This window comes from Intestinibaculum porci, assembly GCF_003925875.1.
In the GTDB taxonomy this organism is placed as follows: domain Bacteria; phylum Bacillota_I; class Bacilli_A; order Erysipelotrichales; family Coprobacillaceae; genus Intestinibaculum; species Intestinibaculum porci.
Genome location: NZ_AP019309.1, coordinates 3,024,632 through 3,051,485 on the forward strand (window position 1 = coordinate 3,024,632; position 26,854 = coordinate 3,051,485).

Genomic DNA, 26,854 nt, shown 5'->3' on the forward strand with positions numbered 1-26,854 from the left:
GTCTTTCGATATACTCAAAACTGTCAAAAGGAGGTTGATAGCATGCACAAATGGTTATCACAAAATAAAAATAAACTTACCGCTCTCACTGGTCTTTTGATCGTGATGGCATTCATTTTCCAATGGATCTTTTCTAACAGGACAGCCGCTAACATCTTTCTCTTTATAGCATCCTTAATAGGCGGCTTCCCCATTGCTGTTTCTGCGATAGCAGCCTTAAAGGTAAAAGTCATCAGTATTGATTTATTAGTGACAATCGCAATCTTCGGTGCATTTGTCATTCAAGAATTTGAAGAATCAGCCATTGTCGCTTTCCTTTTTCTCTTTGGTGCTTATCTCGAACACAAGACATTATCTAAAACCCGTTTAGCTATTCAGAATTTAGTTGCTCTTTCCCCTGAGACAGCCTTACGTCAAAACAATCAGGAAGAATTTGAAGAAATCTCTGTAGAGGAAGTGGAAGAAGGAGATCACTTACTTGTTAAAACGGGTGATAAAGTTCCTGTTGATGGCATCGTCCTTTCCGGATTAGCGACCATTAATGGAGCCAGCATTACCGGTGAACCACTACCAGTCTCAAAAGCTGTTGATGATCAAGTCTTTGCAGGAACCATCGTTGAAGATGGAACCATTCATATGCAGGCTGAAAAAGTTGGTGAAGATAGTACTTTTGGAAAAATAATTGCTTTAGTAGAAGAAGCACAGGATTCCAAATCACCAGCCGAGCGTTTTATTGATCGCTTTGCGAAATACTATACCCCGGCGGTGTTAGTCCTAGCCCTTATCGTTTTTCTCTTCTCACGCAGTATTTCCTTAGCCATTACTATTTTAGTCTTAGGATGCCCTGGCGCTTTGGTTATTGGTGTTCCCGTATCTCACGTAGCTGGCATTGGTAATGGGGCAAAACATGGCATTTTATTTAAAGGCAGTGATGTCATTGCAAAATTCAGTAAGGTTGATACGATTTTGTTTGATAAAACCGGTACCCTCACTTATGGCAATCCGGAGGTCACTGATTCTCATTACTATCTGCCTGATCATGATCTGGTTGATCGTTTACTTGTCAGTGTTGAAAAAGAATCTCGTCATCCCCTTGCACAAGCTATTTTAAAACACTATCAAGTATCACAAAGTGAAAATATTCTGGAAACCACGGTGATTCAAGGCGGCGGGATTATGGCAAAAACTCATGAACATCAGATTCTTGTCGGTAATCCTTATCTTATGAAGCAGTATCACATTACTATAACAGAACCAATGCAAAAAGATATAAACGAAATGGAACAGTTAGGTGAATCACTCGTCTTAACAGCCATCGATGGCAGTCTCGCTTTAGCTACAGGTATTCGTGACCAGCTTCGTGATGGTGTTAAAGAAGACTTACAGGCTCTTAAGAACATGGGGGTGAAAAATCTTATTCTGCTCTCTGGTGATCACCAGCACAGTGTCGATTTAGTTCGTGAAGAATTGGGTTTAAGTGAAGCTTATGGGAATCTCTTACCAGCTGATAAAGCCGCCTTTGTAAAGAAACGTCAATCTATTGGCGAAACTGTCGCTTTTGTAGGAGACGGGATCAATGATAGTCCTTCCCTCGCTTTAGCGGATATTGGTATTGCCATGGGTAATGGCACTGATGTAGCCATTGAAACATCAGATATTGTCCTGATGCATTCAAACTTCCATCGGATTCCTCATGCCTTAGCTTTGGCCAAAGCAACCTCTCGTAATATGCTGGAAAATATCATTATTGCATTACTTGTCGTCGTTATTTTATTAGTAAGTGTCTTTACAAGCAGGGCAATGAATATGGCTATTGGGATGTTTGTCCATGAAGCGAGTATTCTTGTTGTGATTCTCAATGCCATGCGTCTCATTCATTTTAAAAACAAGCAAAAACTTGATACAAATCAATTATTTATGAATGATCTTCAAGTAAACTAAAGTCATCAAAAAGAAAGGAAGTTGATTTTATGAAAAAAGCAGTTTTACAGTTAGAAACATTAGTATGACCAACATGCATGCAGAAAATTGAAGGGGCCTTAAAAAGCGTCCCTGGCGTTGAAAAGGAAAGTGTCAAAGTCCTCTTCAATGCCAGCAAAGCCAAACTCAATTTTGATGAAACACAGGCAGATCTGAAAGACATCTCACAGGCTGTTCAAAGTATTGGCTACGATGTCTTAAAGGCTACTGCCAGATAGGAGCAACATATGACAAATACATTTTATAACACTCATAACGATATTTTAGATCTTTATACCAAAGCTATTACCAAAGCCCATGGTAAAAATCATCCCGAAGTCTTTCAAGTCCGCGCTATTTATGAGAAAATACAGGATAAGATGACACATTTGCAATTTGATCTTTCCAATGAATTTACACAGCTTCGCAGCATCACTCATAACTATGCAATTCCGGGTGATGTATGCAACACTTTCAAAGCAACCTACGAAATGCTGGAAGCTTTTGATCACATATCAAACCAATAAGAAAGAGAGGTCCCCTTATGTCAGAGCACTTATGTATCGCCTTTGTTCCCCTATTTAATCACTTATCACAAGAAGCCCAGCAGAAAATCATGGCCCTTACCAATCACCATACCTATAAGAAAAACGAACTTATTTTCCAGCCTGGTGATGAAAAACTAGTTATTGTAGCTGAGGGCAGTATGAAAGTCTATCAGTTATTATCAAATGGTAAAGAACACCTCTTACGCATTGTTCATACTGGTGATTATGAAGGCGATCAACAGCTCTTTGACATCACTAATGATCGTTTATTTGGTCAGGCCCTGGAAAACACCAAAATATGTACCTTAAGTAAACAAGCCTTTCATCAAGTACTATTAGAAAATCCCCCAATCGCTCTCAAACTATTAGAATTGTCAGCTCAGAAAACCGCTCAATTAGAAAAACAAACACAGTTCCTCTCAATGGAACGTGTTGAAGAACGTCTCGCTCATTACTTATTAAATAACTCATCCAATCAGTCCACCCTTACACTTCCAATGAAGATGAAAGATCTTGCCCTCTATTTAGGGACAACCCCTGAAACCCTCTCCCGTAAATTTAAATATTTAGAAGAAAAACAATATATCAAACGTTCAGGGAAACACATCACTCTACTTGATCCTGATGGTTTAGAAGACCTATAAACACGCATGTGCCAGCATTGCTGGCACATGTTTTATTTCAATGTCCGGTTTTTCATCTCAATGTCCAGTTTTTGTCACTTCAATGTCCGGTTTTTCATCTCAATGTCCAGTTTTTGTCACTCCAATGTCCGGTTTTTCATCTCAATGTCCAGTTTTTGTCACTTCAATGTCCGGTTTTTTATCTCAATGTCCAGTTTTTGTCACTCCAATGTCCAGTTTTTCATCTCAATGTCCGGCTTTTCATTGATACTATCTTTTAAATTTGTATTTTCCCTTTCCATGACCTGAAACACGCTCAATAATGTCCGCACCATATAGTTTGGAAATCAGGTTTGAAGCAGCGGAAGTCTTAATATCAAGAACTTCCATGACTGCACTTCTTCCAAATACTTGATCAAAACCAAATTGATCAAATAATCTTCGTACATACATTTCTGTTTTAGCAGAAAAATTGATACATCGATCTAAAAGAGATGATTCAATCTCATGAGTAACTTCCTGAATTTCTTCTGCATCTTGTTTGAATATACCGCTTATATGCAAATGACGATTATGTAATTCATAATGTTCACCAAGAAGGAGATTTTTTAAAAATTGTTCTAGATACTCAGTTGTCTCGGTTATTCCTTTATGCAAGTTTGTATAATTTGCCCGAACAAGCGCATTTCTAAAATACCATGCGTGCTTAGCGAAAATATCATTTGCGGTCGAAAAACCAAGAGTTCTCAAATACTTAATAAAGAACACCGCAGTAGTTCTTGCATTCCCTTCACCAAAAATATGGATTTGCCATAAGTTTGATACAAACAAAGCTAAATGATGAATAACTTCATCCATTGTTAGTCCTTTATAACTGAATGCTTTCTCCTGTGCAAAGTCATATTCCAGTGTATTTCGAAGTTCCAATGCATTTCCATAAGTTACTGTGTCACCATCAAGTACCCATTCTTTTTTGTAATATTATAATCTCTTATTTTTCCAGCATGATCATATATCCCTTGATAAAAAGAGATACCAATGAGCCATGAGTCAATAGATCTTTTGAATTACACGAAATCAAAAAACATCATGAATAATCATCCGTTTATCGGGGTGATCACCATGATGCTTTTATAGTAATTCAATTTATATTGATATAATCAATACTTTTTATTTATCTCCGTTAGGTTTCATAGCTGGGAATAAGATGACTTCACGGATGGTTTCCTGACCTGTTAAAAGCATAGTTAAACGGTCAATACCCATACCCATACCACCTGTTGGTGGCATACCATATTCCAGTGCTTCAACATAGTCGGTATCCATTTCGTTGGCTTCATCGTTCCCAAGTTCTCTTTCCTTTAACTGGTTTTCGAATCTTTCATACTGATCGATTGGATCGTTTAATTCGGTAAAGGCATTCGCATATTCATTACCGCAGATGAATAATTCGAAACGCTGTGTCCAGCGTGGATCTTCTAAGTTCTTCTTAGCTAATGGTGAGATTTCGATTGGATGACCATATACGAAGGTTGGTTCAACGATTGTTTCTTCGACATATTTTTCAAAGAAAGCATTGACGATATGACCATAAGCGAAGTGTGGTTCAACTTCGATTTCATGTTCTTCTGCTAATTTCTTAGCTTCTTCAAAGCTTAAATCCTGTGAGAAATCAATGCCTGTTTTTTCTTTGATGGCATCAACCATAGAGATTCTCTTGAAGCCTGGGGCTAATGAGAAGTGATGACCTTTATAGTCAATTTCATAAGTGCCATTAACATCCATAGCGGCCTGAGAAACGATGCCTTCCGTTAAGTCCATCATGCCTTCAAGATCAGAGAATGCTTTATATACTTCGATGGTTGTGAATTCAGGGTTATGGGTTTTATCCATTCCTTCATTTCTGAACATTCTGCCGATTTCATAAACGGCATCCATTCCGCCGACAATTAATCTCTTTAAGTTTAACTCTGTCGCAATTCTTAAATAGAAATCTGTATCTAAGGCATTGAAATGTGTGATGAATGGTTTTGCAGCTGCACCACCTAAGATGGAGTTCATCATTGGTGTTTCAACTTCGACATAGTTTTTCGCATCTAAGTAACGCTGAATGGAACGGACGATCTTTGGTCTTGTGAAAGCTACTTTACGGGCTTCTTCGTTCATAATTAAGTCTAAGTATCTGCGACGATATCTTTCTTCCGTATCCGTTAAACCATGGAATTTTTCTGGAAGTGGTCTTAATGCTTTTGTTAAATGGGTATATTTTTCAACACGGACAGTTAATTCTCCTGTATCCGTTAACATTAATTCCCCTTCAACACCGATGATATCACCGATATCACCACGTTTAACGATTTCATATACGTCTTCACCAACGGTATCTTTACGCACGTATAACTGGATCTTGCCATAACGGTCGTTAATATCCATGAAAGCGACTTTCCCTTTACGTCTTCTTCTCATGATACGACCAGCCATTTTAACCATGACTTTCTTTTCTTCTAATTCTTCTTTTGTACATGAGCCATAAGCTTCACGTAAATCTTTTGTGTAATCTTCAACGTCATAACGCTGTCCAAATGGATCAATGCCCAGTGCTTTTAATTCTTCAAGCTTCTGTCTGCGCACTTGTTCCTGCTGAGTAAATTTTCTCTCTGCCATGTTCTTTCTCCTTAATAAATTAAAAAACTCCCATCCCAAAGGGACGAGAGTTATTCGTGGTACCACCCTAGTTCATCATAATACTATGATCTCAAACCCTTAACGCGGGATACGTGATCCTATCACTGATGATCCAGGAACCGGCTCCTAGTCTTTATTCATTCTACCAGTCTTATCTAGCTTCCACCACTGCTAAACTCTCTATTAAGCCGCATAGAACTACTCGTCTATTCATCGCCTTTAACGAGTGTAATTATAGACAAATTATGATGATTTTGTCAAGGCTATTCCTCTTCATCTACCATTTCCATGTTATTGGTTGCAGGATTGAAGACAAAGGTCTGCAGTTTTTCGCCCACTTCTCGATAAAGATTGTAGCCATCAAGCATAATTTCGTCAGTGCGGCCTTCTTTAAAAATGTCTTTTTCCTGACGAATAAAGTTTCGTACCTTCTTATTTGATAGAAAAGGCATGGCAAAATTTGATAAGAAAGAAATGCCTTCAAAGGTAACTATACGGGTTAATAAAATAAGCGGTGCCCCCATTGATGGCATGATGTGCGTATCTGTCACTGCAATTGTTTTCTTGGTATAAACATCTTTAAAAGTGACAATGCCTGTGGCATCATCACGGGCGATCACTTCATACATGCCTAAGCGTGATTTCTGCATCGCTTCTAACATTTCATTGGCATGAGGTATGCGGCGCAAAGTATGATGACTTAATAGTGTATCAATCTTGGCTGGGCGATCTGGCAGAGTGAAAAAGAGATCAAATTCATAGCTCATCAGTTTCGCCATGAAATCATTGTCATCAATGTGATTAAGACGATACAAAGTATCGAGATATACCTGCATTTTGAAATCATCATTTTTGATTGGGTTATCGACCTCACAGATTCGACTAAAGAGCGCTCTGACTTTCAGATACGCCTGATAATGCGCATTGCCTTGTAATTGTTCTTCCTGTTTTTTCCATTCATCCATCATTTGGACCTCCTTTAACTTGCCAATACGTCTTTGAGAACCTGATCATTCACAAAGGTGTTGGCACTATATAAAAACAGATAACTGTTAATATTATACTCCTGAATGGCTGATGAGAGGTTATCATAATAATAACGAGGATCAACCATAATGATTTTCTCATAGTAAGGAATGAGAAAAGGAATAAAACTATTGGCATAAGAATCTTTAAAGACCATCAGGTTTTTACCATTATGATTGGTACTGTTAATTTCCACTAAGGGATGATTCCCGCCAAAGAAGACCTGATACTGATCACTTTTCTTTAAAGCTGCCTCATCATAACAGCTCGCTGACTTTTTGCGTAATTCAGGATAATTCACATAGTAAGGATGGGTATTGTCTGTCTTATAAACATAAACAGTATCCTTCGTGGAATGAATCCCGCTTTGCGAAGCTAAGGTCCCTTCAAATGTGTCTGAGACCATATAACGCTTTAACGTTGAAGCCTTCACACCTAATGAAGCAGCAACGCCGCGATAAACGTCATAAGCGCCAATGGTCGTCCAATGATGATCTGTATGATAATAAATATATTCATTTTTATGTTGGCGAAGGATTTCGCCAGCGCCTAACCAGGTAAAAGACGTTAAGCCATTACGAATATAACGGATATCCGATAACTGATTATGTACCTGCGTAAACTGAGGCAGTTTATCTTTTAAGATTTGTGAGGCATTCGGTACAATCATCACACTCATTTTGCTTTTGGCATGTTTCTTATGAAAAGCATTCATCGCTTCAATGGTTTTATTAATAGCGGAATAGTTCGGGGTTGTGGGTTTTGCTAGTAAATAACCCGAAGAGCCAATATAAATATCACTGAGTTCTTTTCGTCCCTGCCAGCGTTCTTCCTTGGATTTCAAGGAAATCCAGCCATCCCGGAAGACAAACTGATCAGAGATATAACTATTAAGATCTGTAAAGTAGCTGCCATCTAATAAAGCGGATAAAGTAAATTCTGGGAAAGAAGCGAGCTCACGATTTTCACTCGTGGAGATCTTACGATCTGGAGTAATACAGTTTAAGACTAAAAAGAATACTAAACTCAAGATGAAGAAAGTCGCTAATAAGGTCTTCATTCTTAAAATACGTTTATAGATTTTACGATTCATAGAGACCTCCTTAGAACTTAAAGTATAAGAAACTTGAATAAGTGGAGCTGACAATGTAGGCAATGCAGCTGATCAATAAAACAATATACAAGACAACGGATAAGTATGAAGTCAGTAATGAACGTTCATACGTGTACTTACGATAAACTTTACGTAAAGCAGGGATACACATCATAATAGCGGCTAATAAGACCCAAAAATAAGATGTGAAATAATAAAAGAATGTTGAATCGACAAAGCCGGTAACCCCCATCCCAAATAAATGAGATAAAGTGGTCAATGCCTGAGGCAGGCTTTTGGAGAAGAAAAAGATCCAGCCGATAAAGACAATCAAATCCGTATAGATGACTTTTAAATAAGGATGTAATTTCTTTAAGCCCTGACCATAAACAAACTTCTCTAAAATGACGAATAAGCCATGATATAAGCCCCAGATGACAAAGGTAAAGGTATTCCCATGCCAGATGCCGGTTAAGAGCCAGACGACACTTAAGTTAAGTAACTGCCGCGAGTGGCTGCAGCGATTACCGCCTAAAGGGATATAAACATAGTCACGAAAGAAAGCGCCTAAAGAGATATGCCAGCGACGCCAGAAATCAGAAATACTGTAACTGGCATAAGGCTGATTAAAGTTCTCTGCCATTTCCATACCAAACATATAGCTTAAGCCAATAGCCATATCGGAATAACCGCTAAAATCAAAGTATAACTGCATGGCATAGAAAACAACCATTAACCAGGTGCCTAAAACTGACATGGTATTGATCCCGTTCATCGCATTGAAAGCGACGGCAATAATATCGGCGATGAGGACTTTCTTAAAGAGTCCTCTTAAAAACTGCTGAGCGCCATGGGTAAACTTGGTTTTGGTCATCTTTAAATGAGTTAAGCTTTCTTTAAAGGTATGATATTCCACAATCGGACCACTGATGATCTTTGGGAAATATGTGACATAAAGCAGATAATCTAAGAGATGATGCTCTGCTTGAACTTTATTCATATAGACATCCGCCACATAAGAAATAATGGTGAATGTATAAAAGGAAACCCCCATTGGCATATTAATGAGATGAGCATATTTAAAGAATGCTAATAAACCAAGATCTAATACCAAGGTCATGATCAAAGAGATCTTCGCTTCCTTTTCTTTGTGATGATGGCGACAGTCTTCAATTTCTAAACCAGTGAGATAGTTAAAAAGACTGACAATAAGCAAATATGGTAAAGCTTGGATATCTCCCCAGGCATAAAAGAGTAAACTGATGGGAATCAGTAAGCCTTTTTTAAAACGCTGGGGCGTAATGAGATAGAGCAGAAAGCTAATGGGAAAGAAGACAAAGAGAAATGATAATGTAGAAAATGACATAGTTTTTGCCCTCCTATAAAGCTTTCACAAAGGTATCACGAATTGTAGCAGCATGTTCATCGACAACATATAAAATATAATTACCGCGTACTTCGGTGATACTATTTTCTAATAATTTGGTTTGCGTGGCCCCATAGCCTTTAAAGCTGTTTTTCTGCGTCTGATTCCGGGTTTTAATACAATCCACCACTAAATCCTGCTGTTTCATGGATTTTAATTTCACCACTAACAATTCATTAGCGGACATCGTTGAGGATGGATAATATAACATAATCCCATCATAGTCCTCCGGATTAAGAGAATAGAGGCGACGGACAATCTGGCTATTGCCCGCTTTGGTCTGCGACGTATTCACAACTTTCATCATCGTCTTTTCCATATTAGGAAAAGACGTATGAGACATCCGTTTTGCGGCTAAACTCTGAAATAAAACGATCGCTAAGATAATGACTAAAACAACTTTTAAAGCGCGATAAATCAAGCTTCTGCGAATCATACATTGTTCTCCTGTGCATAAATGGCTTTCATGATATTAAGGCCCCAGTATTTATAAAATGAAGACTGCAAATGCATTCTGTCCTGCGCATAGAGGCCACTGTGCGCTGCGGCCATGGCACTGTTATTAATGTACACGTAGCCATGGCTGCGGCACATCTTCGCAATCGCCACATTATAATCAGGAATACGATGATAATTGGCTTCGGGATATTTATGAACTGGTAAAATCGAATTCACATAAATAGTGGCGTGGGGCAATTTCTTATGTAAGGCTGCAAGGATCTGCGTAAAATCAGCGGTATAGGTATTAATATTTTTCCACCGAGGAATGGAAATATCATTTAAACCATAAGCGATAATAATATTGCGAGGATTCAATGAAACCACCTGGTCCATTTTGGTTTTGATATGATTGATTGTTTTATTCTTTTCAGCCAGGCAGTATTTCTCATCTAAAAACAAATTAAAATCAACTGCTCGCGAATCTCCTAAAATGACATAATCTTTAAATAATGGCCAGACCTTACTAGGATCTCTTTCTAACTGGACCATCTTCTGATTGATCGCGGCCTTATTGGTCTGCGCATCCTGGGCTTTGACTTGATTTTCAATCCGTGTTACGTCCTGACTTGACAAGGACTTTAAGTAAGCGCGCCCTTTCGCAATCTCCTGACTGTTATCAGTTCTAAAAAAAAGTACGCCAATAGCGGTAAGGGCCATGGATACTGCCACAATAAATACAATTGTCTTCTTTCCTCGTAAATTCAATCGCATAATCTCGCTCCTTCATATCAATCATTTTACCATAAGTATAATGAAAAGGAAGGTGTAATCCTTCCTAAACATTGCCTTTGTATACATAATGAAGGGACTCTTTGGCGATCCCATACATCCGGTTAATAACTGCTAAATCAGTGGCCTGAAAAGTCGTCATTTTATAGCGTCCAAAGGCTCTGGTAATATGTAATGGCAGATCAGGAGAAAGAGACGCTAAATAGGTTGCTTCTTTCCCCATATCAAGATAAGAATCATTAAGCATAGGGACGATTAATGTCGTCACTTCGACATGAGTCTTTGGATAAGACATTTCAATGCATTGTTTAACAGTTTCCAAATCTCCTGACAAAGTCTCATAAATTTCCTGTCTAAAGCCTTTGAGATCAATATTCATCGCATCGACATATGGCAGGATCTTTTCTAAATAAGGCTTTTCTATTGTCCCATTGGTCACAATAACCGTTTTTAAATCCTGTTTCTTCGCTAAAACGAACGTTTCATACATATATTCAAAACTGACAAATGGTTCGTTATAAGTAAAGGCGATGCCAATATTGCCTTGCGGTTTGAGCCGTAACGCCTGATGCACTAATTCCTGTGGGGTTAAATGCATATATACTTCTTTCCCGGTATCATAAGAAATCTCATAATTCTGACAAAAAGGACATTTCAGATTACAGCCATAGCTGCCCACTGATAAAATCAGCGAATGGGGATAAAAGCGGCGTAATGGTTTCTTTTCAATCGGGTCTAACGCTAAAGACGTAATCTCGCCATAGTTAAGCGGAACAATCTTGCCATTTTTATTTCCGCGAGATAGGCAGAAGCCACGTTTGCCTTCATCAATCTCACAATGGTGAAAACATAAATCACATCTCATGTATGACGCACCACCTCAAAGCGGGCTAAGTCCGCCTTTTCGTCATCATACATGCCGGCTTTTGAACGGGCAATTTCAATTTGTTCCATGACCGTGGAAACGCCTGGTAAGTTTGGTAAGAGTAAACCGCGTTTGCGGCCATGGCTGACAATGACACCATAACGCACAGGATCCAACTGACTGATATCTTCAATGGGTTCAACTGCCCCTAAAACATCAACGCTGTAAACGAGATCTTTTAATTCCTCTTCCCGGACGGGATCAAAACGGGGATCACGAGAACAGGCAGAAATGGCATTTTGTCTAATTTCCTCGGCAATACAGGTGCAGGTCGGCTGGAATGTCCCGATACAGCCACGTAACTGACCATCCTTATGCAAGGATACAAAAACCCCCGCCCGTTTTGTTTTCATTTCATCTAAGATATTTTCTGGCATGTCCGGTAAAGTGTGATGTTTCGTATAATATTCCACTGTGTAACGGGCTAACTTCACATACGGATCTTCCTTCGCCTTTAAAACGGCCATCTTTTCTTCATGACGTTTTTCTAACTGCTTAGCAAAGTGACGACTTTCATCGTTACCGGTGATCGTAAAATCAACGACCCCATAACCAACGCCAAAAGGCCCTTCATGACTGTACACATGAGGCTCAATCTTTTTGCCATCGAGGGTGCCAGCCATAATTTGGAAAGAACGCAAGCCGCATTCCGCCGCATTTTCACAGAAGTCATAATCAAAGGATAAAAGATTGAGAAAATCTCCCGCAGCTAAATACTGCATCACTTCCTGATCAAAGATGGGGCCTTCTTTAGCAAAACCATAAGGGCCATCATCTTTAAGCTTATGGGAAAGATCGCCACTGGCGATCACCACAACGCGACGCTTCAGTTTGTCAGCGGTTTGGGCAATCGCCTGTCCTAATGCGTAGTGAGTCGCATAAGATAAGCCGGATATGCCAATACGGACGAGCTGAAAATCATGGGTATATTTTTCTAAAAAATAAAGTGGAATCATCGTTCCATGATCCAAATGAGGATCCCTTTCCCCTAATGTTCCTGCGGGAATGCCGGCTTTTTCGCAGGCATCCACCAGATGCAAAACAAAAGGCTGATCATAGTCTTCTGAAAAGGATACCTGTGAGGCGCCAAAAGTGCCAAAGTTTCCGGTCGCATGTTTCCCTGGGGAAATATGTAAATAATCACTGTACATAATCGAATGCGGGCTGATCACGATCACTGTCTCCGGATGATAAGAAGCCGCTTTTTTCATGACTTCCTGATAACTCTCAATCGTCTTATGTATTTCCTGTTCCCGTCCTTTCCCAATCTCTGGAATAATGAGCGGGGGATGGGGCACACACATTGTATAAACAACACTCATAAAATCATCTCCTACTTCTCATTATAATCACTTTTCATGAGAAGTTTTGATTTTAGAGATCAAAGAGAGAAATTTGCCTGTCAATGAAGCTTTCCTGTTTCGCGGTGCGAATCAAATCTGTTTTTTTCACATGCCCGATTAATAAAGGGGATAAAGGATCATGCTCTTGCATGAGACGTTTCACCTGATCATGATCCTCATTGGCATAACAATATAAACAGCCATGGCCGCAGGTATTATAAGTGCCGATATCATTACCTAACAGGCAATGACAGCCTTTGCGGGCATCAGTCAAATGAGGAATTTTTAAAGTGAGATCAAAGGCCCGTTCTAACGTTTCTTTCGTCATACAGCCGCTCACATCAATGTTTAAGGCGCGTAAATAACTGTTATCTTCTAAACATGTTTTTAAATGAATATGATAGCTCTCACAGATCTCTTGAAAGGCTTTTGCAAGACGCATCTGATCTTTCATAGAGACTTCTTCAACGCCCGGAAAGTTGCGCCGCGTTTTCGCGTAAAGATCGATAAAGCTGATGATGCATGTATCAACATAGCCGCTTAACCGCTCACACATTTGTTTAAAGATCCGAATATGATAATCAACGGTATATTTCTCGTTAATAAAGATCGGATCATAACGCCAGGTGACAGCTTTAGGACCAAGCTTCTGACTTAATACTTTCACGCTATCCATAACTCTGTTTTTATTAGGCACATGCGGTTCAATCTCCTGGCCATAAGGAGTAATCGTAACCATAAAAAACAAACGATAATCTTTTAGTTCATCAATGTATTTAAGAAAAGGGATAGGATTCTTACTGCAGAAGGCAATAATATCTACAACCTGTGGATCTAATTTATAGGATGTCACTAAATCAGGATAATAAGGATTACGGCTATAGACAAAGCCGGCACGAATCCGATTCATAAACCATTCCCCATAAAAAGCAGGAATATCAGTGCGGTTACCCGTATTTAAAATCATGTCATCACCTCCGTATATAAAAAAAGACACTTTTAGTGTAAAGCGTCTTTAATCGCATGGGCTAACTGATCAGCGCAGGATGTCCCGCGGCCGCGGCAGTCATTGCCTTGTAATAAATGCATAATGGTTCGGGCATCCTGGCCTTCTACAAGTTTACTGATGGCTTTTAAATTTCCTTCACAGCCACAGACAAACTGCACATCATGCAGTTTTCCATCATGAATTTCAAAAGAAATACCCTTACTGCAGACGCCTCTTGGCGTATATGTATATCTCATCGTTTACCCTCTTTCATATGATTCTATATCATGCTCATAAGCATCTAATATATCGGTCATCTCTTTATACGTTGTGACCTTGGTTAATTCATTTTTGATTTTCGCCGAGCCATGCAGCCCCTTGATATACCAAGGCGCATGTGAACGCATTTCTCGCATGGCATTGCGTTCACCCATCACATTGATAAGTTTCTGGGCATGCTTCTTACATAATGCAAAGCGTTCTTCTAAACTTGGATCGCCAGGATCAACGTTGGTTTCAAGGTAGGTGATCATCCGTGAAATCAGCCAGGGATTACCTAACACCGCGCGTCCGACCATGACCGCATCACAGCCCGTTTCTTCGAGCATTCTTTTGGCATCTTCTGGCGTCCGGACATCACCATTGCCCATAACCGGGATCGAGACCGCTTCTTTGACCTGTTTAATATAAGACCAGTCGGCATGGCCTTCATAAAACTGCGAACGGGTACGGCCATGCACGGCTAAAGCGCTCGCTCCTGCTTTTTCCATTAACTTGGCGAATGCCACGCAGTTGATATGTTTTTGATCAAAACCGATACGCATTTTTACTGTTACCGGTAAATCGACGGCTTCAACAACCGCTTTGACAATCGCATAAGCTCTTTCGGGATCGCGTAAGAGATCACTGCCAGCATGCGCTTTGAGCACTTTATTAACGGGGCAGCCCATATTAATATCAATAATATCACAGGCACTGTGGGCTTCCACAAACTTAGCCGCCTGGGCCATCGACTCTGGATCACCGCCAAAGATCTGGATGGCAACCGGATGTTCGTCTTCATCCACCTTTAACATATCAATTGTTTTTTGATTGCCGTAACATAACGCTTTATCACTGACCATTTCCGAAACGACTAAGCCCGCCCCAAACTCTTTCACGAGTTTGCGGTAAGCCACATTCGTAATGCCCGCCATCGGCGCTAAGACAATCTGATGTTTAATTTCTACATTTCCTATTTTCCACATATTCTTTCACCGAAAAGCAATATACCATAAAACCAGCAAAAATCCTAGAAGCATGCCTATTTATCCCTTTTTTCATTTTCACTATTTGGAAGAAAAAAATACTTACACGAAAGCAAAAAATATGGTAGGATGCATCTCGACGTAAAAAATCGCTCGGCCGATGTCAGATGGCCTGGCCCCTTTTTATGTCATTTTTTATTTAACGGAGGAAAACATAATGCCACAATCAAAAAAACAGGATTTACTTTTTTCAACGATGATGTCTTTACTGATGGTCTATCTGATGACATTATACAATATTGCCTTAGAAAATGGACAATTAGCCTTACCTTATTTCTTACATGCCTTATTAGGTATGTGGCCAGAATTTGTCGTCATCTGGATTGTCAACCACTTCGTTGTCTCTAAGTTAGCCATGCGTCTCGCATTCCGCTTTGTCAATCCACAGAAAGATCATCCAATGTTAGTGATTTTATCGATTCAGGCGATGATGGTTTGCTGCATCGTCCCTTATATCACTTTATTTGCGACATTCTTTCATCATGGATTTACTGCCACTTGGTTCACCCAGTGGATTACTTTATTAGTAGAATGTTTCCCAATGGCTTTCTGCTTACAGATTTTCTTTGTTGGACCAATCATTCGTAACGTCTTCAGAGGCATCATGAAAATACACAATCAGGCCAAAGCTTAACGCTTTGACCTTTTTCTTTACTTGCCAAAATAAAAGAGAACTTGCGTTCCCTTTTACATGTTATTCACCATTTTTCTTTAAATATAAGTCTGCCTGTTTATAAGACTCTTTGATTTCGTTATAACGGGCTTCATCAATTTCTTTGCCCGCATAATCTTTTTTCGCCTTATCAAACTTTTTATCAAGCATCTCACGTACTAATTTTAAACCAGTCATAATGAAACCCTCTCTTTCTTTTTTTATTTCTAAGTTTATTATAACCTCTTTTTGAAATAATGGAAGGACTTATTTTCATATTTTTGAAATTTTTTGTTTTTTCTTGACAATTTGATATTAAACAGCTTTATTTATTGAATCTACTAATGGTAATGTGACTTTTAGACATCAAAAAAGATGAAGGACGCACCTTCATCTTAAGCATGTTTATTAGCTTTGATTTCTTTTAATTCATCTTCACTAAAGTGATAAGTCTTACCACAGAACTGACATTTGATTTCTGCCCCATGATCTTCATTGATCATGGCATCTAACTGTTCATCAGGAACAGTGGTTAAAGCGCCAGAGAATTTATCCTTTGAACAGTCACATTCAAAGAAGAGATCCTGGGTTTCTAGGAATTCGACTTCATCACCAAAGAGCATCGTCATGATCTCTTCTGGAGACTTCCCTTCATCTAATAACTGAGAAACGGCTGGGAAGTCTTTTAATTTATTTTCAATAAAGGTGATATCATCATCGGTTGCTTCTGGTAATAACTGAATAATAAAGCCGCCAGCTGATTTGACAACGTTATCTTCACCGACTAAAACACCTAATGAAACAACGGATGGTACCTGCTCTGAGGCTGAGAAATAATAAGCGAGATCATCACCAATTTCTCCGGTCTGTAAAGGAACCTGCGAAGTGATTGGTTCTTTTAAGCCCATATCACGAATCACCTGTAAATAACCATCGCGACCAACACAGACGCCAACTGCTAATTTACCTGTATCATTATAAGTATAATGAACATGAGGATCACCAACGAAGCCTTTGATTTTACCATCACAATGAGTTGTTACTAAAACCGTCCCAATGGGGCCGCCGCCATTTAATGAAACAGTTAATTTATCATTACTTTTATTCATCGCCCCCATCATCAATGTCGCGGACATTAAACGGCCTAAAGCGGCTGAAGCGCATGGCCATAAGTCATGTTTTTCTCTGGCCACATTAACTAAGTCTTTAGTCGTACAAGCAAAGACACGACAGTTGCGTTTATTAACTAATCCTCTTACTAAATAATCTTTCATTTTATTCATCTCCTATCCCATAGCCATATACCCCAATAAAGGGACAATCATACTGATTACAATTAAGGCTATGAAGAATTTAATAAACCATTGCTTATTCATAATAGCTCCTCATATAAACAAAATAAAGCGCAATGCGCTTTATTTCATTTCATCTAATAAATCATCATCGGAATTCGTCTGGGACTGGCTTACGCTCGTTGAAGTTTCTGAATGAGGGACTTCAGCAGTCGCTGATGGATCTACACTGCCATCAAATGTCTCAGGCATTTTACCAGTGGTATAAAGTGACTGGATCTGTTCAGCATTTAATGTTTCATATTCCAGTAACGCTTCCGCGATGGTTTCTAGTTTTTGTTTATTCGCAATGATAATATCCGTTGCTTTCTTATGCGCATCATCAATAATCTTACGAACCTGCTGGTCAATTTCGAAAGCAATCTGACCAGAATGGGTATTGGATAACTGTGAATAGTCACGACCTAAGAATACGGCGTTCTGCCCTGAATCATATTTGATTGGACCTAAGTCTGACATCCCCAGTTCAGTAACCATCATACGCGCTAAACGAGTCGCCTGTTCGATATCGTTCGCTGCCCCTGATGAGATATCTCCAAAGAAGATTTCTTCAGCGGCACGCCCACCCATGAAACCGGCAATCGTAGCTAATAACTGATTCTTCGTTTCGAAGTATGTTTCCTGTTTAGGTGTCATTAAGTTATAACCGCCAGCCTGACCACGAGGGACGATGGTAACTTTCTGCACCTGGTTGGCATCTTCCAAAGTTAAACCGATAATCGCATGACCAGATTCATGATAAGCAACTAAACGTCTTTCATGTTCTGTATACTTACGTGAATGTTTCGCTGGACCACCGATGACACGGTCAATGGCTTCATCGACATCATCAAGCGTGATAACAACGTGGTTTAAACGAACAGCTAATAAAGCAGCTTCATTTAAGACGTTGGCTAACTGCGCCCCAGAGAAACCTGGTGTACGTTTAGCGATGTTATCAAAGTTAACATCTGGTGCAAACTTCTTATTACGGGCATGAACGCGTAAAATCGCAGCACGAGCACGAACATCAGGGTTAGAAACCTGAATCTGACGGTCGAAACGACCTGGACGAAGTAAGGCTGGGTCTAAGACGTCAGCTCGGTTGGTAGCCGCTAAGACAATAACCCCTTCGTTACCTTCGAAACCATCCATTTCTACTAATAACTGGTTTAATGTCTGTTCACGTTCATCGTGACCGCCACCGATCCCAGAACCTCTCTGACGACCAACGGCATCAATTTCATCGATGAAGATAATACATGGTGCATTGGCTTTCGCATTCTTGAACATATCACGAACACGGCCAGCCCCGACACCGACGAACATTTCAACGAATTCAGAACCAGAGATGAAGTAGAATGGCACATTCGCTTCTCCGGCTACGGCTCTCGCTAATAATGTTTTACCTGTCCCTGGAGGACCTACTAATAAGACCCCTCTAGGAATTTTAGCCCCCATATCAACGAATTTCTTAGGGTTCTTTAAGAAGTCGACAATTTCCTGAACTTCTTCTTTTTCTTCATCCGCCCCAGCAACATCGCTGAAACGTGTTTTTTCATTCTTCTCTAACTTTGCACGAGAGTTACCGAATTCGAATGCTTTCGCATTACCACCGGCGGCTCCATTTAAGTTTCTGAAGATAAAATACATCGCCCCAATTAAGATGACATAAGGAATAACCCCGATCACGAAAGACCAGATCATGTTATCCTGTTCCGAATCTTTAACTGTGACTTTAATCTTTTTGGTATTGAATAATGCCATTAATTCCTTTGTTTCACTGTCGGTATTTGGGACAGTGGTTGTGAAATCAACTTTTTTACTCTCACCATCAGATGTTGTTGTATATGTCCCTTTTACTTCCGTAACATAGTTACTTGGGGTTAAAGTGACATCACTTACTGGTTTATTTTTAACCGTTGAGACAAATTCTGAATAAGAAAGTGTCTTCGATCCTCCAGAATTAGAAAGGATTGGCACTAATGAACCAAGTAAGATTAAAACAATCACCCAAGGTAAGATCGCCTTGAATAAATTCTTGTTTTTTCCCATCTTGTTCTCCTTATTTAACTATAGACTTCTTCTTTAAGAACACCAACATAAGGCAGGTTACGATAATTTTCGTTATAATCCATGCCATAGCCAATGACAAACGCATTTGGAATTTCAAATCCGACATATTTTGCCTGGATTGGATAAAGTCGTCTTTCCTGTTTATTTAATAGGGTTGCAATTTCAACTGAAGCAGCACCTTTTTCCAGCAGCATGGCGCGTACTGTATGTAAGGTTTTGCCAGTATCTAAGATATCTTCGACAATAATAATATCTTTTCCTGTAATATCATTAGAAATATCTTTCTTGACTAAGACGTTACCGGTTGATTCCGTTCCTTCGTAAGAACTTACCGCCATGAAATCAAACTCCACATCTAATGAGATATGCTGAGCAAGTTCCGCAAAGAAAGGGATAGACCCTTTTAATAAACCAACTAAAATAACATTTTTTCCTTTATATTCTTCACTAATCTGTGTTCCAATGTCTTCACACCGTTTTACGATCTGATCATGTGTAAACAAGATCTCTTTACAATCTTTATGCATACATGAGCCTCCTATAGTACGTCATTTTATCACAAAAACATTCGGATTTGTAGTTGTATACTCACTTCTTTTTGCAACTTCTGGAATTAAAATGATTTCTCCCTGCGCATTACATAGTAGCGGGTAGCTTTTTCGTAAATGTGCCGGAATCTTGCGATCGATAAAGAGTCGCGACACCTTCTTTGTCCCGCCTTTCATTTTGATCCGATCACCGCTTTGAAACGTGCGAATCGTTAACGGAAAATCTTCTTCATCCACATGGACCCCGTTATTAAGCGGACCACTTAACCGCACATGAAAATGATCACAGTCAAAGATTTCCAGATGATCAAACTGATAACTGTATCCTTCTTCCTGATGCTTTGTTTGAACATAGATATTATTATATTCTTTTATGAACAACAAATGAATTGATAAAGCGAAGGTAATGTTCGGCTTGGGCGAATGAATCTGATGAATGACTTCTTCGATCAAGGAACGTTTAATCGCTTTCGTCTGCATAGCCTCTTTCAACAAGTTATAGAGAAACGGATATAATAAGTCCTCATCAATCTCATCTAAAGAAATTTTCCCCTGTTGATGATACTTTTCTAATAATGGCCAAACCGCTTCCTGCTTTTCCTGACGTTTTTTATTGAGCGCTTTTGCTTTTAACGCTAAGGCCTGTTTCTCTTCATCACTATACGTATTTAAGATCGTATTACGGATCAGATCACGGGTAAAATCCGTCTGAAAATTCGTATAGTCATCATGATAAGCAATCTGATGATGCTCACAGTAAGATCGTAAATCACGTTTATACACATGTAATAGTGGTCTGATAATCATCATCCCTTTAACGATGCTTTTCTCCTGAATGCCAATATAATCACTCTCTGAGCCTCTTTCTAGATACATATAGATCGTTTCCACATGATCATCAAAATGATGCCCAAGGATGACGCCTGAGGCATGATACTGCTTATAAAGTTCCTGATAAAACTGATAACGTATATTTCTGGCGATCGCCTGAAAATTCCCTTCCTGATAATCATCATGACTGACTTCTTTATAATGGAAAGGAACCTCATGGCTTTGACAGTAATCATGCACAACCTGATAATCTAATTCGGTATCATTACGTAACTGATAATTCACATGAGCCACAATGACATGATAATGATGCGTTACCAGTAAATCTAATAGTGCCATCGAATCACAGCCGCCAGATACCCCTACAATATAGGTCGCCTGATGATCTAACAGTCTTTCCTCCAACATTGTCTCACCTCACTTAAAAAGGGATCTTTTTATGATCCCTCTTCATCTAATCTTAGGATATATCCCTCATCATCATAGAAAGATGACTCATCAAACTTATGAAAGCCCAAATCTAATAACAGTTTACGAGAACGATCGTTTTGTCTATAGATATAGGCAATAACTTTCCGCTGCGGAAATTCTTTTAAGGCTTCTAAAAGACCGCGCACCGCTTCACGGCCATACCCCTGACCCCAGTAAGTAGAATCTAAGGTATACCCGATGGTCACGGTATTACGGTTAAGCACTTCTAAATGTAAATCACCAATTAAAGTGCCATTCTTTAAGGTAATCGCTAATTGCGTATTATCCTTAGGCTTGCCTGTATAAGGGTGTTTCTGAACATAGCGAATGCGCCCTTTCGCTTCAAAACGGGAATAGTGATTCCACGACTGATAGCGAGCCACTTCCGGTTTATTGCGATAAGTTACCAAACGATCTATATCTTCCTGATCTAAATATCTGATGAGTAGTCTTTCTGTTTCAATCATTTTTCGAGATTATGATAGATAAACAACATTCTATCCTTTCCATTCATATCCTTAATAATTTCATGTGGTTCATCCCCAAAGTATTCATGGATGGCTTCTTCCATCAGCTCTCGCTGATCAAAGCCCATTTCAAATCCTAATAAAGCCCGATCCTTTAAAACTTTGTGGACATCCTTAAATATTTTACGATAAAAGTATAAACCATCATCGCCGCCAAATAAAGCTACATGCGGTTCATTATCTTTGACCATTGGGTCAATCTTTTGTTCCTGTGGAATATAAGGCGGATTAGAAATAAAGACATCCACCTTGATCCCACGGTCAATCAATGGTGCTAACATATCTCCCTGATAGAACGTGACATGCGCGCCTAAGGCATCATTATTCTTTTGCGCGACAGCTAACGCTTTCTCACTAATATCAGTGGCCACCGTATGGGTCTTTGGTTCTTCAAGATCCAAAGAGATGGCAATAGCCCCTGAACCAGTGCCCACATCACATAAATCAATTTGCTTGTAATCTTTGAAATAATCATCCATGCGATATAAGGTCTGTTCGACTAATTCTTCGGTTTCATAACGAGGAATCAGGACATCTTCATTGACAAAGAATTCTCTTGAGAAGAAATATTCCTTGCCTTTGATGTACTGCACCGGCTCACCATTTAAGTAACGCTCTAAATCTTCGTTGTATTCTTTTAAAACAGCCGGATCCACTTCTTCATCCATCTTTAAATATAATTCGGCACTGCCCATCTTGGAAACATGGTAGAAAAGCACCTTAGGGACATTACAGTCCTTGTTGAGGGCATCAAGCTTTTCTTCAGAAGAAGCGATCAGTTCACGAATTGTTGGCACTATTGTTCTCCTTCAAGCTTACGTTTCTGATCTTCGTTGATTAACGCTTCGATGATCGGATCAAGCTTGCCTTCCATAATTTTATCTAACTGCTGAATCGTTAAACCAATACGGTGATCAGTGACACGGTTTTGTGGATAGTTGTATGTTCTGATCTTTTCTGCACGATCCCCAGAACCAATCTTAGAACGTCTTTCTGCCCCTTGTTTAGACTCTTCAATTTCTAAGAAATGTTCATAGACACGGGTTCTTAATGACTGCATCGCTTTATCACGGTTATCATGCTGGGAACGGCCATCCTGACTGGTCGCTACAATCCCGGTTGGGATATGAGTGATACGGACAGCGGAATCCGTTTTATTGATATGCTGCCCACCGGCACCAGAAGAACGATATGTATCAATACGTAAATCCTTAGGATCGATCTGAACATCGACTTCTTCCGCTTCAGGCATAACTAATACCGTCGCGGTAGAAGTCTGCACACGGCCCTGAGATTCAGTCTTCGGTACTCGCTGCACACGGTGTGAACCTGATTCATATTTTAATTTACTGTAAACATTATCCCCTTTGATCATAAAAGAAATGAGCGCATAACCGCCCGCTTCACCAGGCTGTGCTTCTTCAACTTCAATTTTCCAGCCCTGACTTTCAGCGTATTTTGAATACATGCGGTATAAATCGCCAGCAAAGATATTGCCTTCATCACCGCCGGCTGCGCCACGGATTTCCATGATGATGTTCTTACCATCATTAGGATCCTTAGGAATTAATTCTAACTGAATTTCTCTTTCTAATTCCGGCTTACGCGCCTGTAATTCTTCCAGCTCCATTTTCGCCATTTCTTTGATATCAGGATCACTATCTCCTAAAAGAGATTTGGATTCTTCAATGCCATCTAAAAGTGACTTATATTCTTTATACATACCATATGCTTTTTCTAAAGAACCCTGTTCCTTAGAGGCATCGGTCATCTTTTTCACATCATTAGCGATACTTGGATCCATCAGAATCTGATTTAATTCTTCATATCTTTTTGCGACAGTTTCTAATCTATCTAATAGTGTGTTCATAGTTACCTCCAAAATTCTAACCCATTATAATATATAAAAGAGCATTACGCAAAAATTATTGTGCATATTTCGCAGTTTTCTCATACATTTCTAAGAAGATGTAACGTTGTTTTTCAGTCATCTCATGTTATAATTTCCGTTGAGGTGAATCCTAATGAAGAAATATGAAGCCATCTGCCATGAAATCATCGGTCAAATTGAAAGTGGAAAACTGCCGCCTGATAGTCTTTTACCAAGTGAACACGAACTGATGCAGACCTTTCAGGCGTCCCGAGATACCATTCGTAAAGCCTTAAATTTACTTATCGAAAATGGGTATATTCAAAAATCCCAGGGCCGACGCAGTGTCGTCCTGGACATGAAACGCTTTAAATTACCGATTTCCAATATTGAAAGTATGAAAGAAGTTGGCAAGAGTCTAGGCGAAGACATCACCACGAAAGTGCTCTTTCTCCAAAAGATCCACCCGGATCGTTCCGTCGCCAAAAAGCTTCAGTTAACGTTTGATGACTACGTCTGGATGATTGTCCGTGTCCGTTATTTCTCAGGTGAAGCGGTCATTTTAGATACCGACTTTGTCAATGCGGCGTTAGTTCCTGATCTCACCAAAGAAATCTGCGAAGATTCGCTTTATGAATACATTGAAGGACCGCTTGGCAAACGCATTTCATATGCCGATAAAATCATCACCTGCCAGCATGTCAATAACTTTGATAAGCAGTATTTAGATCTCAAAGATTATGATATGGTCGTTGACGTCGAAAGTTATACTTACTTAGAACCATCAATTATTTTCCAGTATACCGCTTCCCGTCATCGTCCTGATAAATTCCGCTTTGAAGATCGCGCGCGCCGTCTTCATAGCCCTAAGTAGAGCATGAAATAATGCTCTTTTTTCATCCTTTTGAGTGATGTGAGTGTTATCATTTTTACTTATAATAAGGTAAAGAAGACAATGAAAGGATGATATTTATGAAATTAGGTACAATGCTGCTGACCGCTTTTTTAGTCGGGATGTCCTTATCACCCCTTCAGGCTAAAAAAGCCGCGATCACCATCAAACCCCAAAAGCTGACCCTTTATGTCAAACAAAGCAAAACTCTAAAATTGTATAAAGGCAAAAAGAGCGTTAAGGCAAAATGGAAAACCGGCAATAAGAAGATTGCGAAAGTCTCTGCCAAAGGTAAAGTCACCGCTTTAAAAGCCGGGAAGACCAAAATCATCGCCACCTATGCAAAGAAAAAGTACTATGCTTCATTAACCGTGAAAAAGAAAAAAAAGAAAGTGCAGAAAGCGACCAGTACAGCCGCCCCAGCAAAGACACCAGCAACACCAGCTGTAACGACAACCCCAACTACGACAACGACGCCAGCCGTTACGCCAACACCAACACCTTCGACCAATACAACGCCTACGCCAAGTGCAGAAAAGCCGGCGGAAAAACCAAGTGAGGAAAAACCTGCAGAAACCCCATCAGTCAGTCCGGAAAAGCCAAGTGAGGAAAAACCTGCAGAGCAGCCGGCGGAGACGCCATCGGAAACCAAACAGTAAATGCCAACTATCGAAATAGGCTCACAGGCAATGACCATGATGGTAGACAAAGACGGAAACCCAAGCACCAGCCCAGATGCCACACCGGTCGAAGTAGAGCGAAAAACAGCCCAAATGACCTGGACCACTTTACCAACAAATATTAATGAGTTAAAACAATATGAAGAACTCTTAAAAGATAAAGAAAAAGGAAAATTTGTGATCTATACATTATTAGCCGCTACACTCAAGACTTATGATGATTCATTGCCTAGAGAAAAGAATCAGACAATGTATGATATGATGTCTTATCTTTGCGACAGCCCTTGGGCACTCCAGCAGAAGATGCCGTTTAATACAGCACCTAGTCGCCAGTTTATTGATAACTGTTTCTATTATAATAAAGGAAAAGCCGCCTGGTTTGGCAATGCCTTCTTTGAAAATTCCTATTGGAAAGAGGGCTATAAGTTATCATCCCCTTATATCATGCATCTTCATGAACATGTTTATTTAACCCAGGCTGCCACCACGACAACACCAGAATATGAAAGAATTGCGAATAATGGTTCTCATTATAATCCTGATGACAGCATGGCTGGTAACTTCTCGTCACCAAAAATCTTAGATGTGACCTGGAGTGAATCAGCTGGTCGCTGGTATATTTACTCTACTGACTAGAAACACATAATGAATGACGGTTCGGTGAAAGCTCCCGATGCCAGCATCAGCTGGTAAAAGCAAACGACTGAGTTGGAAGGAAACTTCATTTTCCTTACCATTATCTGATGACTATGACATCTTGATTTCCAACTATAAGGATACTACAATTTCTAGTGAAGGACATTTACGTCCCTACGAATCTTATGTTTTATACCGTAGAAAGGATTAATCACGATGAAATTAAACTTTGATCAGCATCAGCTCTCAGAAATTGTCTTAGGGACGATGCGTATCAATCACAAAAGCACCGAAGAAGTGTATCAGTTATTACAAACAGCTAAAGATCATGAAATTAATGTCATTGACACAGCTGATATTTATGGCCACGGAGACTGTGAAAGACTGTTGGGAGAAGTCTTTCATACGCATCCTCACTTAAGAGAATCATTCTTCCTCCAAAGTAAATGCGGCATTCATATCACTGATGATATGACTTACTATGACTTTGATGAAGACTACATTATTGATTGTGTCAACGCTTCATTAGATCGTTTACAGACTGATCATTTAGAAAGCTTGCTCCTTCATCGTCCTGATGTCTTGATGGATGTAGAAGCTGTCGGTCGTGCTTTTGAAAAACTCTATAATGCCGGGAAAGTCAGATACTTTGGTGTCTCTAACATGAATAGTGCCCAATTATCTTATTTACAGTCAGCTGTGCATGTCCCATTACGTATCAACCAGTTACAGTTATCCGCCGCTTATTCCCCTCTCATTGATGCTACTTTCAATGTAAATATGGAAAATAGTGAAGCTTATAGCGATGGCACCTTACTGCCAATGATGCAGAAACAAGATATGCTTATTCAAGCCTGGTCTTCCTTACAGTATGGTTTCTTTGAAGGCTCATTCCTCAATAGCCCTAAATATCCTTACTTAAATGCATTATTAGATCAGTTTGCTCAGGATCTGCATGTCTCACCTAGTGCCATTGCCTTATCATGGATCTTACGTATTCCTGGTAAAATGCAGGCAGTTATTGGTACGACATCACCAGAACATTTAGCTGAAGCGGCGCAAGCTTCCAGCAAACTCTTAACTCGTCAACAGTGGTATCAGATCTATTTAACGCAGCATCCACTGCCATAGTGAAAAGCACCAGCTTCATGTCTGGTGCTTTTGATTTAGAAGACAAGATTAATGAG

The 26,854-nt window shown here is 39.6% G+C and carries 29 protein-coding genes and 1 other annotated feature; of the genes, 9 read left to right on the top strand and 20 right to left on the bottom strand.

Translation table 11 applies throughout. From position 1 onward, the window contains the following. Positions 1–42 precede the first annotated feature (42 nt). From SG0102_RS14440 to SG0102_RS14455, 4 genes are all read left to right on the top strand, one after another. Complete coding sequence (locus SG0102_RS14440) at positions 43–1,941, top strand: heavy metal translocating P-type ATPase (protein ID WP_125120585.1); 1,899 nt, start codon at positions 43–45, stop codon at positions 1,939–1,941. Positions 1,942–2,018: 77 nt separating this feature from the next. Beyond that, positions 2,019–2,198 (top strand): heavy-metal-associated domain-containing protein, encoded by a 180-nt coding sequence (locus SG0102_RS14445; RefSeq protein ID WP_231999817.1) that lies wholly within the window; start codon positions 2,019–2,021, stop codon positions 2,196–2,198. A gap of 9 nt (positions 2,199–2,207) precedes the next feature. Then, positions 2,208–2,486, top strand: coding sequence for an iron-sulfur cluster repair di-iron protein, ric (locus tag SG0102_RS14450; protein ID WP_125120586.1), 279 nt, complete (start codon positions 2,208–2,210; stop codon positions 2,484–2,486). Positions 2,487–2,503: 17 nt separating this feature from the next. Next, positions 2,504–3,151, top strand: coding sequence for a Crp/Fnr family transcriptional regulator (locus tag SG0102_RS14455; protein WP_125120587.1), 648 nt, complete (start codon positions 2,504–2,506; stop codon positions 3,149–3,151). Between the two features lie 249 nt (positions 3,152–3,400). Here the strand turns inward: SG0102_RS14455 and SG0102_RS14460 are convergent, their stop codons facing one another. The 12 genes from SG0102_RS14460 to dusB form a co-directional block, all read right to left on the bottom strand. Further along, positions 3,401–3,988, bottom strand: a complete 588-nt coding sequence (locus SG0102_RS14460; RefSeq protein WP_197715051.1) for a Fic family protein — start codon at positions 3,986–3,988, stop codon at positions 3,401–3,403. Between the two features lie 312 nt (positions 3,989–4,300). Continuing rightward, on the bottom strand, positions 4,301–5,794 hold the full coding sequence (gene lysS / locus SG0102_RS14465) for a lysine--tRNA ligase (protein ID WP_125120588.1): 1,494 nt from the start codon (positions 5,792–5,794) through the stop codon (positions 4,301–4,303). Between the two features lie 36 nt (positions 5,795–5,830). After that, positions 5,831–6,038, bottom strand: a binding site (T-box leader). A gap of 40 nt (positions 6,039–6,078) precedes the next feature. After that, positions 6,079–6,780: a hypothetical protein gene (locus tag SG0102_RS14470; RefSeq protein WP_125120589.1), complete on the bottom strand. Its 702-nt coding sequence runs from the start codon at positions 6,778–6,780 to the stop codon at positions 6,079–6,081. 14 nt (positions 6,781–6,794) lie between these two features. Continuing rightward, complete coding sequence (locus SG0102_RS14475; RefSeq protein WP_125120590.1) at positions 6,795–7,934, bottom strand: DHHW family protein; 1,140 nt, start codon at positions 7,932–7,934, stop codon at positions 6,795–6,797. A 10-nt stretch (positions 7,935–7,944) separates the two neighbouring features. Beyond that, entirely contained in the window at positions 7,945–9,300 is a 1,356-nt protein-coding gene (locus SG0102_RS14480; protein ID WP_125120591.1) for an MBOAT family O-acyltransferase, read from the bottom strand. 13 nt (positions 9,301–9,313) lie between these two features. Then, complete coding sequence (locus SG0102_RS14485) at positions 9,314–9,796, bottom strand: DUF4358 domain-containing protein (RefSeq protein WP_125120592.1); 483 nt, start codon at positions 9,794–9,796, stop codon at positions 9,314–9,316. After that, on the bottom strand, positions 9,793–10,572 hold the full coding sequence (locus SG0102_RS14490) for an SGNH/GDSL hydrolase family protein (RefSeq protein ID WP_125120593.1): 780 nt from the start codon (positions 10,570–10,572) through the stop codon (positions 9,793–9,795). The genes SG0102_RS14485 and SG0102_RS14490 overlap by 4 nt, the downstream gene beginning before the upstream one ends. Before the next feature lie 64 nt (positions 10,573–10,636). Continuing rightward, entirely contained in the window at positions 10,637–11,455 is an 819-nt protein-coding gene (gene amrS / locus SG0102_RS14495; RefSeq protein WP_125120594.1) for an AmmeMemoRadiSam system radical SAM enzyme, read from the bottom strand. Beyond that, entirely contained in the window at positions 11,452–12,837 is a 1,386-nt protein-coding gene (gene amrA / locus SG0102_RS14500; protein ID WP_125120595.1) for an AmmeMemoRadiSam system protein A, read from the bottom strand. The genes amrS and amrA overlap by 4 nt, the downstream gene beginning before the upstream one ends. A gap of 52 nt (positions 12,838–12,889) precedes the next feature. Beyond that, complete coding sequence (locus SG0102_RS14505; protein ID WP_125120596.1) at positions 12,890–13,825, bottom strand: DUF1848 domain-containing protein; 936 nt, start codon at positions 13,823–13,825, stop codon at positions 12,890–12,892. A 32-nt stretch (positions 13,826–13,857) separates the two neighbouring features. Beyond that, positions 13,858–14,103 carry a TIGR03905 family TSCPD domain-containing protein gene (locus tag SG0102_RS14510; RefSeq protein WP_125120597.1) on the bottom strand — a complete coding sequence of 82 codons (246 nt, stop codon included), beginning with the start codon at positions 14,101–14,103 and terminating at the stop codon, positions 13,858–13,860. A 3-nt stretch (positions 14,104–14,106) separates the two neighbouring features. Then, on the bottom strand, positions 14,107–15,093 hold the full coding sequence (dusB, locus tag SG0102_RS14515; protein WP_125120598.1) for a tRNA dihydrouridine synthase DusB: 987 nt from the start codon (positions 15,091–15,093) through the stop codon (positions 14,107–14,109). Positions 15,094–15,310: 217 nt separating this feature from the next. On the opposite strand from dusB, the gene SG0102_RS14520 reads away from it, so the two are divergent. Continuing rightward, positions 15,311–15,787 (top strand): DUF2798 domain-containing protein, encoded by a 477-nt coding sequence (locus tag SG0102_RS14520; RefSeq protein WP_157983077.1) that lies wholly within the window; start codon positions 15,311–15,313, stop codon positions 15,785–15,787. A gap of 60 nt (positions 15,788–15,847) precedes the next feature. On the opposite strand, the gene SG0102_RS15440 is transcribed toward SG0102_RS14520, so the two are convergent. The 8 genes from SG0102_RS15440 to prfA form a co-directional block, all read right to left on the bottom strand. After that, complete coding sequence (locus SG0102_RS15440) at positions 15,848–16,003, bottom strand: hypothetical protein (RefSeq protein WP_157983078.1); 156 nt, start codon at positions 16,001–16,003, stop codon at positions 15,848–15,850. Positions 16,004–16,200: 197 nt separating this feature from the next. Beyond that, on the bottom strand, positions 16,201–17,079 hold the full coding sequence (gene hslO / locus SG0102_RS14525; RefSeq protein WP_125120600.1) for an Hsp33 family molecular chaperone HslO: 879 nt from the start codon (positions 17,077–17,079) through the stop codon (positions 16,201–16,203). A 141-nt stretch (positions 17,080–17,220) separates the two neighbouring features. Continuing rightward, positions 17,221–19,191, bottom strand: coding sequence for an ATP-dependent zinc metalloprotease FtsH (gene ftsH / locus SG0102_RS14530; protein WP_125120601.1), 1,971 nt, complete (start codon positions 19,189–19,191; stop codon positions 17,221–17,223). Positions 19,192–19,205: 14 nt separating this feature from the next. Continuing rightward, entirely contained in the window at positions 19,206–19,739 is a 534-nt protein-coding gene (gene hpt / locus SG0102_RS14535) for a hypoxanthine phosphoribosyltransferase (RefSeq protein WP_125120602.1), read from the bottom strand. 21 nt (positions 19,740–19,760) lie between these two features. Further along, positions 19,761–20,999, bottom strand: a complete 1,239-nt coding sequence (gene tilS, locus SG0102_RS14540; RefSeq protein WP_125120603.1) for a tRNA lysidine(34) synthetase TilS — start codon at positions 20,997–20,999, stop codon at positions 19,761–19,763. Positions 21,000–21,028: 29 nt separating this feature from the next. Further along, complete coding sequence (locus SG0102_RS14545; RefSeq protein ID WP_125120604.1) at positions 21,029–21,529, bottom strand: GNAT family N-acetyltransferase; 501 nt, start codon at positions 21,527–21,529, stop codon at positions 21,029–21,031. Further along, on the bottom strand, positions 21,526–22,386 hold the full coding sequence (prmC, locus tag SG0102_RS14550; RefSeq protein WP_125120605.1) for a peptide chain release factor N(5)-glutamine methyltransferase: 861 nt from the start codon (positions 22,384–22,386) through the stop codon (positions 21,526–21,528). The genes SG0102_RS14545 and prmC overlap by 4 nt, the downstream gene beginning before the upstream one ends. Then, complete coding sequence (gene prfA / locus SG0102_RS14555) at positions 22,386–23,459, bottom strand: peptide chain release factor 1 (protein WP_125120606.1); 1,074 nt, start codon at positions 23,457–23,459, stop codon at positions 22,386–22,388. Before prfA ends, prmC begins: the two co-directional genes overlap by 1 nt. 154 nt (positions 23,460–23,613) lie before the next feature. On the opposite strand from prfA, the gene treR reads away from it, so the two are divergent. The 4 genes from treR (at position 23,614) to SG0102_RS14575 (ending at position 26,798) form a co-directional block, all read left to right on the top strand. Continuing rightward, positions 23,614–24,333 carry a trehalose operon repressor gene (gene treR / locus SG0102_RS14560; RefSeq protein WP_125120607.1) on the top strand — a complete coding sequence of 240 codons (720 nt, stop codon included), beginning with the start codon at positions 23,614–23,616 and terminating at the stop codon, positions 24,331–24,333. Between the two features lie 98 nt (positions 24,334–24,431). Beyond that, positions 24,432–25,010, top strand: coding sequence for an Ig-like domain-containing protein (locus tag SG0102_RS14565; RefSeq protein WP_162300216.1), 579 nt, complete (start codon positions 24,432–24,434; stop codon positions 25,008–25,010). Beyond that, entirely contained in the window at positions 25,011–25,667 is a 657-nt protein-coding gene (locus tag SG0102_RS14570) for a DUF6935 domain-containing protein (RefSeq protein WP_125120609.1), read from the top strand. 216 nt (positions 25,668–25,883) lie between these two features. After that, positions 25,884–26,798: an aldo/keto reductase gene (locus tag SG0102_RS14575; RefSeq protein ID WP_125120610.1), complete on the top strand. Its 915-nt coding sequence runs from the start codon at positions 25,884–25,886 to the stop codon at positions 26,796–26,798. The last annotated feature ends 56 nt before the right edge of the window (positions 26,799–26,854 follow it).

What these genes read in the sequence shown, in the direction of transcription:
- SG0102_RS14460 (WP_197715051.1), bottom strand. Translation starts at nt 3,988, where the DNA reads ATGGATGAAGTTATTCATCATTTAGCTTTGTTTGTATCAAACTTATGG.
- amrA (WP_125120595.1), bottom strand. Translation starts at nt 12,837, where the DNA reads ATGAGTGTTGTTTATACAATGTGTGTGCCCCATCCCCCGCTCATTATT.
- SG0102_RS14450 (WP_125120586.1), top strand. Translation starts at nt 2,208, where the DNA reads ATGACAAATACATTTTATAACACTCATAACGATATTTTAGATCTTTAT.
- SG0102_RS14510 (WP_125120597.1), bottom strand. Translation starts at nt 14,103, where the DNA reads ATGAGATATACATATACGCCAAGAGGCGTCTGCAGTAAGGGTATTTCT.
- amrS (WP_125120594.1), bottom strand. Translation starts at nt 11,455, where the DNA reads ATGAGATGTGATTTATGTTTTCACCATTGTGAGATTGATGAAGGCAAA.
- treR (WP_125120607.1), top strand. Translation starts at nt 23,614, where the DNA reads ATGAAGAAATATGAAGCCATCTGCCATGAAATCATCGGTCAAATTGAA.
- SG0102_RS14490 (WP_125120593.1), bottom strand. Translation starts at nt 10,572, where the DNA reads ATGCGATTGAATTTACGAGGAAAGAAGACAATTGTATTTATTGTGGCA.
- SG0102_RS14520 (WP_157983077.1), top strand. Translation starts at nt 15,311, where the DNA reads ATGCCACAATCAAAAAAACAGGATTTACTTTTTTCAACGATGATGTCT.
- SG0102_RS14570 (WP_125120609.1), top strand. Translation starts at nt 25,011, where the DNA reads ATGCCAACTATCGAAATAGGCTCACAGGCAATGACCATGATGGTAGAC.
- SG0102_RS14565 (WP_162300216.1), top strand. Translation starts at nt 24,432, where the DNA reads ATGAAATTAGGTACAATGCTGCTGACCGCTTTTTTAGTCGGGATGTCC.
- prfA (WP_125120606.1), bottom strand. Translation starts at nt 23,459, where the DNA reads ATGAACACACTATTAGATAGATTAGAAACTGTCGCAAAAAGATATGAA.
- dusB (WP_125120598.1), bottom strand. Translation starts at nt 15,093, where the DNA reads ATGTGGAAAATAGGAAATGTAGAAATTAAACATCAGATTGTCTTAGCG.
- SG0102_RS14455 (WP_125120587.1), top strand. Translation starts at nt 2,504, where the DNA reads ATGTCAGAGCACTTATGTATCGCCTTTGTTCCCCTATTTAATCACTTA.
- SG0102_RS14445 (WP_231999817.1), top strand. Translation starts at nt 2,019, where the DNA reads ATGCAGAAAATTGAAGGGGCCTTAAAAAGCGTCCCTGGCGTTGAAAAG.
- SG0102_RS14485 (WP_125120592.1), bottom strand. Translation starts at nt 9,796, where the DNA reads ATGATTCGCAGAAGCTTGATTTATCGCGCTTTAAAAGTTGTTTTAGTC.
- SG0102_RS14470 (WP_125120589.1), bottom strand. Translation starts at nt 6,780, where the DNA reads ATGGATGAATGGAAAAAACAGGAAGAACAATTACAAGGCAATGCGCAT.
- hpt (WP_125120602.1), bottom strand. Translation starts at nt 19,739, where the DNA reads ATGCATAAAGATTGTAAAGAGATCTTGTTTACACATGATCAGATCGTA.
- SG0102_RS15440 (WP_157983078.1), bottom strand. Translation starts at nt 16,003, where the DNA reads ATGACTGGTTTAAAATTAGTACGTGAGATGCTTGATAAAAAGTTTGAT.
- SG0102_RS14440 (WP_125120585.1), top strand. Translation starts at nt 43, where the DNA reads ATGCACAAATGGTTATCACAAAATAAAAATAAACTTACCGCTCTCACT.
- ftsH (WP_125120601.1), bottom strand. Translation starts at nt 19,191, where the DNA reads ATGGGAAAAAACAAGAATTTATTCAAGGCGATCTTACCTTGGGTGATT.
- SG0102_RS14505 (WP_125120596.1), bottom strand. Translation starts at nt 13,825, where the DNA reads ATGATTTTAAATACGGGTAACCGCACTGATATTCCTGCTTTTTATGGG.
- SG0102_RS14575 (WP_125120610.1), top strand. Translation starts at nt 25,884, where the DNA reads ATGAAATTAAACTTTGATCAGCATCAGCTCTCAGAAATTGTCTTAGGG.
- SG0102_RS14545 (WP_125120604.1), bottom strand. Translation starts at nt 21,529, where the DNA reads ATGATTGAAACAGAAAGACTACTCATCAGATATTTAGATCAGGAAGAT.
- lysS (WP_125120588.1), bottom strand. Translation starts at nt 5,794, where the DNA reads ATGGCAGAGAGAAAATTTACTCAGCAGGAACAAGTGCGCAGACAGAAG.
- hslO (WP_125120600.1), bottom strand. Translation starts at nt 17,079, where the DNA reads ATGAAAGATTATTTAGTAAGAGGATTAGTTAATAAACGCAACTGTCGT.
- SG0102_RS14475 (WP_125120590.1), bottom strand. Translation starts at nt 7,934, where the DNA reads ATGAATCGTAAAATCTATAAACGTATTTTAAGAATGAAGACCTTATTA.
- tilS (WP_125120603.1), bottom strand. Translation starts at nt 20,999, where the DNA reads ATGTTGGAGGAAAGACTGTTAGATCATCAGGCGACCTATATTGTAGGG.
- SG0102_RS14480 (WP_125120591.1), bottom strand. Translation starts at nt 9,300, where the DNA reads ATGTCATTTTCTACATTATCATTTCTCTTTGTCTTCTTTCCCATTAGC.